Below are 9,170 nucleotides of genomic sequence, written 5' to 3' on the forward strand. Positions count from 1 at the left end.
CGCTTTCATCCTTGCGGGCGCAAAATTTTTTCAGAGCCCCGACCGGCAGATGTTGCACAGCACGCCGCGCCCGGTCCGGCGGGAAGGGCCGACCGCTTCGGCATCAACGGCCTTGAGCGCTTGCCCGGCGGCGGGAAAGGCAAGTCTGCGAGCGGCGATGCGCGAGGCGGCGAGAGGCGCGGCGTAGGACGTGCCTCGCAGATTCACCCGGGCTTTGCCCGGCACCAGCGCGGACAAGTCCGCGCCGGGGGCCGCATAGTCGAGATGCGTGGCCCTGCCCGCCTCTATCAACACGCGGCCTGCTCCGTCGACGCCGGTCACCGCGATTACGCCAGGATAGGATGCGGGATAGGCAGGAGGAGCGGCCGGGCCGTCATTGCCCACCGCGGCGACGATCATCATGCCCTTGCCCTGTGCCGACGCGACCGCGCGGGCCAGCAGCGGATTGGCTGGGCCGACAAGGCTGATGGAGACAACCGGAACCCCCTCTCCCCGCATCCAGCCAAGCGCTCTGGCGATGGCAAGCGCATTGCCGCCCGTGGGGTCCGATCCGTAGACATCCGCGCCATAGACATGCGCGGTGCCTGCCCCCGCCAACAGCGAAGCAATCGCCGAGGCGTGATCGCTCGGCTTGGGCGCACCGTTCGCAAAGCCCCGCTGGGCCGCAAGCCGATCGGACCCGGTGATCGCGCCATCGATCACACCCACGGTTCCGCCACGCGGCAGGTCCGAAGCAAGCCCGCCGCCACTGGCGCCGTTCGCCGCGCGCCCCGAGGGAAAATGAAGCTGGTCCGCGCTGATCTCTCGCCCCGGCAGCACCTTGCGCAAGGTCTTGAGCCCGGCCGCGAGCGAGGTTCCTTGCGGCACTTGCAGCCGCGCGTAATGCACGTCCAGGCCATCAATCGTGCCCTGCTCCAGCACGGCATATCCCGCCCGGCGCGCAAGGCCCAGCGCCGCGGCGTCGGGATCGAGAAACAGGACCTCGCCGCGTACGGCCGGCTGCTGCCGATCGTCCCATTCCACAGACGCCCTGTGTCTGGAAACGTAATCGGAAAGCCGGCGCAAGCGCTCGCTCGCCAGCGCACCCGCATCGCGGACCACACGCTCCACCGGCTGCAGCGCGGAATCGGCGACATCACTCACCGTATCGCGCACTTTGCCGACAGTGCCGAGCGGATCGATTGGGAGGGTGGGCGAAGAAAGCACGCCGCCAAGCTGCGCGCGCGCTGGCCCGGCCGCCAGCACGATCAGCGCCGCCGCAATCGCCAGTCCTTTCCTCACTTTTCCGCGCATCGTCTTGTCCGATAGCAAATTTCGTAGCACTCAGGGATGAAACGTCACTGACCATCCGTTTCATCCCCAGGCAAGACAAGTTGATGGACACGAACCGCTTCTGCCAGGAACTCACCGCGCTGCTGCCGCGCCTGCGGCGTTTCGCGCGCGGCCTGACGCATGATGCGGCCGATGCTGACGACTTGTGCCAACAAACCGTGGAGCGCGCGCTCAAGGCCCGCCAGCAGTGGCAGGACGGGACGCGGCTCGATGCTTGGATATACAGGATCATGCGCAACCAGTGGATTGATGAAGCAAGGGCCAGGACGCGACGGTCGCAGACCTTCGTTCACGAGGACGAGGGATTGAAGGTAGGCGTGGCTGGGCACCAGGCGGCCGAGAACCTGGTGGAGCTTGGCAATGTCGGCCGCGCCCTCGCCCGCTTGCCGGAGGAGCAGCGCGAGGCTGTCGTGCTCGTGCTGGTGGAGGGTTTTTCCTATAAGGAGGCGGCGGAAATCGTGGGCGTGCCGCAGGGCACTCTGACCTCTCGTCTGGGGCGCGGACGCGAGGCCCTGCTCAAGGAATTGGGAGAAGCCGCATGAGCGTGTCGAGCGACGAACTCCTGGCCTATGCCGACGGGGAACTTTCTCCCGCCGATGCCGCGCGAGTGGAAGCCGCGGTGGCCGCGGACCCCGCGTTGGCCGAGCGACTGGCCGCAGAGCAGCGGCTGCGCGCGGCGTTGAAAGACCATCTCGATCCTGTGGCGGAAGAGCCGGTGCCCGATGCGCTGGCGGCGATGATCGCCGCCGCAGCGCAGGAGGATGAGCCCAACGTGGTCAGCCTTGCCGCTGCCCGTGCCGAGCGTGAGGCGAAAGCACCGTCGCGCCCGCTCCTGCAGCGCTGGGGCGGCCTGGCCATCGCCGCCTCGCTGGTGCTGGGCCTGATGCTGGGCACGCAGCTTCAATCGGGCGGGGCGATCCGCGAAAGGAACGGCGCCTTGGTGGCCTCGGGAGCATTGGCGAAGGGCCTCGACACCCAACTCGCCTCGGCACAGGGCCAGGCCGGATCGCTGCGCATTCTCACCAGCTTCCAGCGCGAGGGCGGCGATTACTGCCGCGTGTTCGAAGCCGCCTCGACCTCCGGCATCGCCTGCAAGGATCAGGGCGGCTGGGTGCTGGAACGCACGATGGCCAGCGGCGCCCGGCAGGCGAGCGATTACCGGCAGGCGGGCTCTGCGGACAGCGAGCTTATGGTCGCCGCGCAGAACATGGCGAAGGGAGAGCCGCTGGATGCAGGGCAGGAGAAGGCGGCCGTGGCGAAGGGTTGGAAGTAAGACGGCAACGGCCCGAAATCAGTTTAACCTTTTTCATGCCGGCGAATGCTGGGGACGGTTATTGCGTAACAGCCGCACCGCCCGCGCAAGCCGCCTCCATCATCTCGCTCACCCCCTCCGGCCGCGCCATCGCCGCACCGATCAGCAGCAGCGCGGGTCCATCACCCAGGGCCGTGCGTGCGGCCAAGGGTAGCAAATCCAGCCGGGTGTGGAAGTGGCGCTCAGTCGGCAGGCTGGCGCTTTCGACAAGAGCAACCGGCGTATCGGCGGGAAGCCCCGCTTCGATCAGCCTGGCCGACACCTCCGGCGCGGCGGCCTTGCCCATGTAGACCGCGAGCGTCGCTTCCGGATCGGCGAGGCGTTGCCAGTCAAGGTTCAGTTCCTCGCCCGCCCGTGCATGCGCCGTCACGAAAGTCAGCTTGCGGGCGAGACCCCGCAACGTCAGTGACGCGCCCAGGCTGGCGGCGGCGGCGCTGGCAGCCGTGACACCGGGACAGATGCGCACGGGAATGCCCATGGCCCGGCAGGCGTCCAGCTCCTCAGTCGCGCGTCCGAAGATCGCCGGATCGCCGCCCTTGAGCCGCACGACTTTCTCGCCAGCCAATGCGGCCAGCACGATCAGCTTGTCGATCGTCCCCTGATCCTTCGAATGGCGGCCGGACCGCTTGCCGACATGGACGAGCCGCGCGCCGGGCGCGGCAAGGTCGAGCACGCCCTCCCCCACTAGCGCGTCATAGAAGACCACGCTTGCCTGGCCCAGCAGCCGCTCAGCCTTACGCGTCAGCAGCTCCGGATCACCCGGACCTGCGCCGACTAGCCAGACTTCACCGGCAGCGATGCTTGCGCGATCAGGCATGAACGGCCTCCTCCTTGTGCTCCACGATCAGGCGCTGGATGGCGGGGCGACACGAGCCGCAGTTCGTACCGGCGGAGAGCGCCGCGCCCACCGCGTCGACCGAGATCAGACCTTGCGTGGCGATGGCTTCAACGATCGTCTTCATCCCGACATCGAAACAGACGCAGACGATTGGCCCGCGATCGACCTGCGGCGTAGCGGGCCGCCCGGCAAGCAGTTCTATCGACGATGCAGTGTCGGCCGAAGCCAATTGCGCGATCAACCATTCGCGCGAAGGCAGGCGGCCGTCACGGGTGATGAACAGCGCGGCGATGAGTTGACCTTCCGCCAGCACCGCGGCACGCAAACCGCCGCGCGCGCTGTCCACGATCTCGATCTTCTCGCCCCGCGGAAGCACCGCCTTGGCTACTGACGCCGGATCCCCTTCTCCGGCAACTTCGACCAGCCACCCTTGGGGCACGCGAATGCGCGTCGCATAGGCCGCCGGGATCACATCAGGCAGCGTACGCGCGATCGCAAAGCCGCGCCATTCGGGTATGACTTTCTCGATCCGGACGGGCGTGGACTTGAAGCCGGGCTGGCCGGAGATCGGATCGACCAGCGGACGCGGCAGCAGGCCAGTGCGGCCGCCTGTGGATTGGCGATCCGTCCAGTGGATCGGCGTGAAGACCTCGCCCCGCCGCTGCCCTTCGGACAACAGCGCGCGAAACAGGCTTTCGCCCTGCGGTGTCGCCACCCGCACCAGATCGTCGGCGGCGATCCCAAGCTCGGCTGCATCCTCCGGGTGGATTTCCACCATGGGCTCGCGACGATGCTGCGAAAGCCTGGGCGAAAGACCGGTGCGGGTCATCGTGTGCCACTGGTCGCGATAGCGCCCGGTGTTGAGCGTCAGCGGCCATTTGGCGAGCGGGTTCTCCAGCACCATCTGCGTGACGGGCACCAGTCGCGCCTTGCCGTCGGGCGTCGAGAAACGCCCGTCCGCGAACGGTGCGCCGCCCCAGCGGAACGGTTCCATTGCCTCGTAATCGGCGTTCGAAATCGCGGCTTGAGACTTGAGGTCGAACACGCGCTTGCCGTCATTCTGATAAGCGGAAAGACGGGCGTGCTCGCGATAGATATCTGCCGGCCTGTCATAGGCAAAGTGCCCGGCCCAGCCCATCGCCTGAGCCACGCGGGTGATGATCCACCAGTCGGGCCTGGCCTCTCCCGCCAAGGGGAACAGCGCGCGCTGGCGGCTGATGAGGCGTTCACTGTTAGTGACTGTGCCGTCCTTCTCCCCCCAGCCTGCGGCGGGCAGCTTCACATCTGCAAAGCGGTTCGTATCCGTATCGGCAATGCAATCGGAGACGACCACGAAGGGGCAGGTGTCCAAAGCCTCGCGGACCAGACCCGCATCGGGCAGCGAAACGGCCGGATTGGTCGCCATGATCCAAAGCGCCTTTACCCGCCCTTCGCGCACCTGGCGAAACAGATCGACCGCCTTCAGCCCCGGCTGCGTCGCCATATGCGACGCGGCCCAGAAGCGCTTGACGGTGGCGACGTTCTCGGCAGCGAAATCCATGTGCGCGGCCAGGGTCGAGGCAAGGCCGCCTACTTCACGCCCGCCCATGGCGTTGGGCTGGCCGGTGATGGAGAACGGCGCCGCGCCCGGCTTGCCGATCCGGCCCGTGGCAAGGTGGACGTTGATGATCGCATTGACCTGGTCCGTGCCGCGGATCGACTGGTTGATGCCCTGGCTGAACAGCGTGACCGTGCGCGGCGTCTTTGCGAAAAGCTCATAAAAGGCGCGCAAGTCCGCCGGCGGCACATCGCAAGTGGCGGCGGTCGACCAGAGATCGGCCCCCTCCCCCAGCGCTTCCCAGAAACCCTCCGGCGTGGCGACACGCCGGGCCAGGAATGCCTCGTCGATCACCCCCGCTTCGCGGCAATGCGCGAGCAGGCCCCTCATCAGCGCCACGTCGCTGCCTGGCCGCAGGGGCAGATGCAGGTCCGCCTCCTCGCAGGTTTCCGTCCTGCGCGGATCGATGACGACCAGCTTGGCGCCGCGCTCGGCTCGCGCGGCCATGATCCGCTGATAGACGATCGGGTGGCACCAGGCGGTGTTCGAGCCGACCAGCACGATCAGATCCGCCTGATCGAGGTCCTCATACGTCGCAGGCACCACGTCCTCACCGAAGGCGCGAGTGTGGCCGGCGACGGCGCTGGACATGCAGAGGCGTGAATTGGTGTCGATATTGGCCGAGCCGATGAAGCCCTTCATCAGCTTATTGGCGACGTAATAGTCCTCGGTGAGGAGCTGGCCCGAGACATAGAAGGCAACGCTGTTCGGGCCGTGGCGCTCTATGGTATCGGCAAACTTGCGGGCAACGCGATCGATCGCCTTGTCCCAGGAAACGCGCTTTCCATTGATCTCGGGATAAAGCAGCCGCCCTTCCAGCCCGACCGTTTCGCCCAGATGCGTGCCCTTGGAACAGAGACGGCCCCTGTTCGCCGGGTGATCGGGATCACCGGTGATGGCGACCCCCCGATCGCCATCACCGGATCCGGCGGCCTCGATCCCGTTGCCGCCGGAAACTTCGGCGCGAATACCGCAGCCCACTCCGCAATAGGCGCAAGTCGTGCGGATCGCCCCCATAACCTTCAGGCCGCCGCCACCGTAACGCCGCCGCCCACAACGGCGGAGCGCAGCAAATAAATGCGCCCGGCATCGACCTTCAGCGGGATGGTGGGAACGCAGCCCTCGTCATCGCCCAGCGCCTTGCCGCTCCGCAGCGAGATGTTCCAATTGTGCAGCGGGCAAGTGACTACATCTCCGTGGACGATGCCTTGGCTGAGCGGGCCCTGCTTGTGCGGGCACTTGTTGACGATCGCGAAGAACTCGTTCCGCATGGTATGGAATACGGCGATCTCCTCGCCGCCCGCGACCGGCAGCGTGCGGGCGGTGCCCGGTTCGATCTGAGTCACCGGGCCGACATCAAGCCAGTTGCCGATCATCACGCGTTCTCCATCTGAAATTGCGGGAAGGGGCGCACCTCGGCGAGGTGCTGGTGCAGCTTCTCATCCTCGCCCGCCACACGCCTGGCCCAAGGATCGTCCTGCATGAACTGCTGCGAATAGCGGAAGCGGGCGGCGTAGTGCTGAACCGCGCCCTCCTGCGCAAGCCGGTCCTTGACGTACTGCAGGCCGACGCGCTCCACCCACGGCGCGGTCCGCTCCAGGTAATGCGCTTCCTCGCGATAGAGCTGGGTGAAGGCGGCGCAGACATCCAGCACCTCCTGCTCGGTCTCCACCTTGCACAGCAGATCCGTGGCGCGCACTTTGATGCCGCCATTGCCGGCGATGTGCAGTTCGTAGCCGGAGTCGACGCAGATCACGCCAAAGTCCTTGATCGTCGCCTCGGCACAATTGCGCGGGCAGCCGCTGACCGCGATCTTGAACTTGTGCGGCATCCAGCTGCCCCAGGTCATCTGCTCCAGCTTGACGCCCAAGCCGGTCGAATCCTGCGTGCCGAAGCGGCACCATTCGGAGCCAACGCAAGTTTTCACGGTCCGCAGCGACTTGCCGTAAGCATGGCCCGAGACCATGCCGGCGGCGTTGAGATCGGCCCAGACGGCGGGCAGATCTTCCTTCTTGATGCCGAAGATGTCGAGCCTCTGGCCACCGGTCACCTTGACCATCGGCGCGTTGTACTTCTCCACCACGTCCGCGATCGCGCGCAACTCGCGCGGGTTGGTGAGGCCGCCCCACATGCGGGGGACGACGGAATACGTGCCGTCCTTCTGAATGTTGGCGTGCATGCGCTCATTGACGAAGCGGCTCTTTTGGTCGTCGACATATTCGCCGGGCCAGGCGCAGAGCAGATAGTAATTGAGCGCCGGACGGCACGAGGCGCAGCCGTCAGGCGTCGTCCAGTGCAGTTCCTGCATCACCTCCGGGATTTCCTTCAGCTGCTTCTCCACGATCAGGCGGCGCACATCGTCATGCGTGAAGCTGGTGCACTTGCACATCGTCTTGGGGCCGCTCTCGACCTCGCCGCCGAGCGTCAGCGCCAGCAGACGCTCGACCAACCCGGTGCACGAGCCGCAGGAGGCCGAAGCCTTGCATTGCGAACGCACCGCATCCAACGAATGCGCGCCATCGCAGATCGTCTTGACCACCGTGCCCTTGGAAACGCCGTTGCAGCCACAGATCTCGGCTTCGTCCGAGAGGGCGGCAACGGCGGCATTAGGGTCCGCGAGCGCACCTCCGGACGCGAAAGCCTGACCGAAGATCAGCGCCTCACGGATGTCGGAGACATCCTCTCCCTTTTTCATGAGGTCGAAGTACCAGGACCCGTCCGCGGTATCGCCGTAAAGCACGGCGCCCAGCAGCTTGTTGTCCTTGACGATCACCCGCTTGTACACGCCGCGGGCAGCGTCGCGCATGACGATGTCTTCGCAGCCTTCCCCGCCCGAGAAGTCACCGGCGGAGAATACGTCGATGCCCGAGACCTTCAGCTTGGTGGAGGTGACGGAGCCCTCGTAGCCAGTCGGACTTTCGGTCACGAAATCGGCCAACGCCCGGCACATTTCCCAGAGCGGGGCGACGAGGCCGTAGCACAGGCCACGATGCTGGACGCATTCACCGACCGACAGGATCGCCGGGTCCGAAGTGACCATGTGGTCATCGACCATGATCCCGCGCTCGACCTCGAGGCCCGCTGCCTTGGCAAGGCCGGTGGCCGGACGGATACCGACCGCCATGACCACGATGTCAGCCGGGATTTCCGTTCCGTCCTCCAGGCGCACGGCGGCGACACTGCCGTCGCGCCCGACGATTTCCTTGGTGTTCGCCCCGGTCAGCACGGTCTGGCCCCGCCGCTCCAGTTCATGCTTGAGCAGCCAGCCCGCCGCTTCGTCAAGCTGGCGTTCCATCAACGTGGGCATGAGGTGGATTACGGTGACTTTCATGCCCCTCAGCGAAAGGCCGTGCGCCGCCTCCAGCCCCAGCAGCCCGCCGCCGATGACGACCGCGTTGCCGCCCTTCCCGGCCGCTTCAAGCATCCTGTCCACGTCATCCAGATCGCGGAAAGTGACGACGCCTTGCAGGTTGTTGCCGGGAACGGGAATGATGAAGGGATCGGAGCCGGTGGCGATCAGCAGGCGGTCATAAGGCTCGACGCGACCCGAGGCGGAAATCACTGTCTGTGAAGTGCGGTCGATGTGATCGACCCTGTCGCCTGAGACCAGCGTGATGCCGTTCTCTTCGTACCACGCCTGCGTATTGATGACGATTTCGTCGAAAGTCTTCTCGCCCGCGAGGACCGGGGAGAGCATGATGCGGTTGTAATTCACGCGCGGCTCGGCGCCGAAGATGGTGACGTCGAAACGGCCGGGATCGCGGGCCAGGATTTCCTCGACAGCGCGGCAGCCGGCCATGCCGTTGCCGATCACCACGAGCCTTTCCTTGCTCTGGCCGGGAAGGTCGCCCTTCTCGAAGTTCATCGGTGCATTCACGTCACGTCTCCATTCGTGACGCGCATACAAAAAACCCGCCTCGAGCCTGTTCCTTGAAGGAAAGGCACGGGCGGCTTCATTGCCACGCGTCTGTAAATCTGAAGCAAGGCGCTGAAATCGTCCTACGGTGGACGGCGCTAACTCGCTGACATTCCTTTAGCTGATTCGGCCGCCCGGAGGCAAGACGGTTTTTTGCAGTGCAGCAGTCGTTCCC

General features: G+C 65.9%; 7 protein-coding genes. 2 read left to right on the plus strand and 5 right to left on the minus strand.

Annotated features, from left to right (window positions below; translation table 11 throughout):
- Window positions 1–30 precede the first annotated feature (30 nt).
- Window positions 31–1,293: a S8 family serine peptidase gene (locus tag V7D69_RS03275; RefSeq protein ID WP_324063210.1), complete on the minus strand. Its 1,263-nt coding sequence runs from the start codon at window positions 1,291–1,293 to the stop codon at window positions 31–33.
- Window positions 1,294–1,376: 83 nt separating this feature from the next.
- Between V7D69_RS03275 and V7D69_RS03280 the strand changes: the two genes are divergently transcribed.
- Both V7D69_RS03280 and V7D69_RS03285 read left to right on the plus strand, forming a co-directional pair.
- Window positions 1,377–1,874 (plus strand): RNA polymerase sigma factor, encoded by a 498-nt coding sequence (locus tag V7D69_RS03280; RefSeq protein ID WP_324063216.1) that lies wholly within the window; start codon window positions 1,377–1,379, stop codon window positions 1,872–1,874.
- Entirely contained in the window at window positions 1,871–2,605 is a 735-nt protein-coding gene (locus V7D69_RS03285; RefSeq protein ID WP_324063208.1) for a hypothetical protein, read from the plus strand. Before V7D69_RS03280 ends, V7D69_RS03285 begins: the two co-directional genes overlap by 4 nt.
- A gap of 58 nt (window positions 2,606–2,663) precedes the next feature.
- On the opposite strand, the gene cobA is transcribed toward V7D69_RS03285, so the two are convergent.
- From cobA to nirB, 4 genes are read right to left on the minus strand one after another with little or no spacing between them, the layout of a single operon-like run.
- A complete protein-coding gene (cobA, locus tag V7D69_RS03290; RefSeq protein ID WP_324063207.1) occupies window positions 2,664–3,461 on the minus strand; it encodes a uroporphyrinogen-III C-methyltransferase in 798 nt (265 codons plus the stop codon).
- Entirely contained in the window at window positions 3,454–6,096 is a 2,643-nt protein-coding gene (locus V7D69_RS03295; RefSeq protein ID WP_333605055.1) for a molybdopterin-dependent oxidoreductase, read from the minus strand. The genes cobA and V7D69_RS03295 overlap by 8 nt, the downstream gene beginning before the upstream one ends.
- 5 nt (window positions 6,097–6,101) lie before the next feature.
- On the minus strand, window positions 6,102–6,455 hold the full coding sequence (nirD, locus tag V7D69_RS03300) for a nitrite reductase small subunit NirD (RefSeq protein WP_333605056.1): 354 nt from the start codon (window positions 6,453–6,455) through the stop codon (window positions 6,102–6,104).
- A complete protein-coding gene (gene nirB / locus V7D69_RS03305) occupies window positions 6,455–8,944 on the minus strand; it encodes a nitrite reductase large subunit NirB (protein ID WP_333605058.1) in 2,490 nt (829 codons plus the stop codon). Before nirB ends, nirD begins: the two co-directional genes overlap by 1 nt.
- Window positions 8,945–9,170: the final 226 nt, after the last annotated feature.

It is taken from the genome of Novosphingobium sp., assembly GCF_036733805.1.
GTDB lineage: Bacteria > Pseudomonadota > Alphaproteobacteria > Sphingomonadales > Sphingomonadaceae > Novosphingobium.

Excerpts from the sequence above, each read along its gene's own strand:
- V7D69_RS03275 (WP_324063210.1), bottom strand. The coding sequence starts at position 1,293 with ATGCGCGGAAAAGTGAGGAAAGGACTGGCGATTGCGGCGGCGCTGATC.
- V7D69_RS03280 (WP_324063216.1), top strand. The coding sequence starts at position 1,377 with ATGGACACGAACCGCTTCTGCCAGGAACTCACCGCGCTGCTGCCGCGC.
- V7D69_RS03285 (WP_324063208.1), top strand. The coding sequence starts at position 1,871 with ATGAGCGTGTCGAGCGACGAACTCCTGGCCTATGCCGACGGGGAACTT.
- cobA (WP_324063207.1), bottom strand. The coding sequence starts at position 3,461 with ATGCCTGATCGCGCAAGCATCGCTGCCGGTGAAGTCTGGCTAGTCGGC.
- V7D69_RS03295 (WP_333605055.1), bottom strand. The coding sequence starts at position 6,096 with ATGGGGGCGATCCGCACGACTTGCGCCTATTGCGGAGTGGGCTGCGGT.
- nirD (WP_333605056.1), bottom strand. The coding sequence starts at position 6,455 with ATGATCGGCAACTGGCTTGATGTCGGCCCGGTGACTCAGATCGAACCG.
- nirB (WP_333605058.1), bottom strand. The coding sequence starts at position 8,944 with ATGAACTTCGAGAAGGGCGACCTTCCCGGCCAGAGCAAGGAAAGGCTC.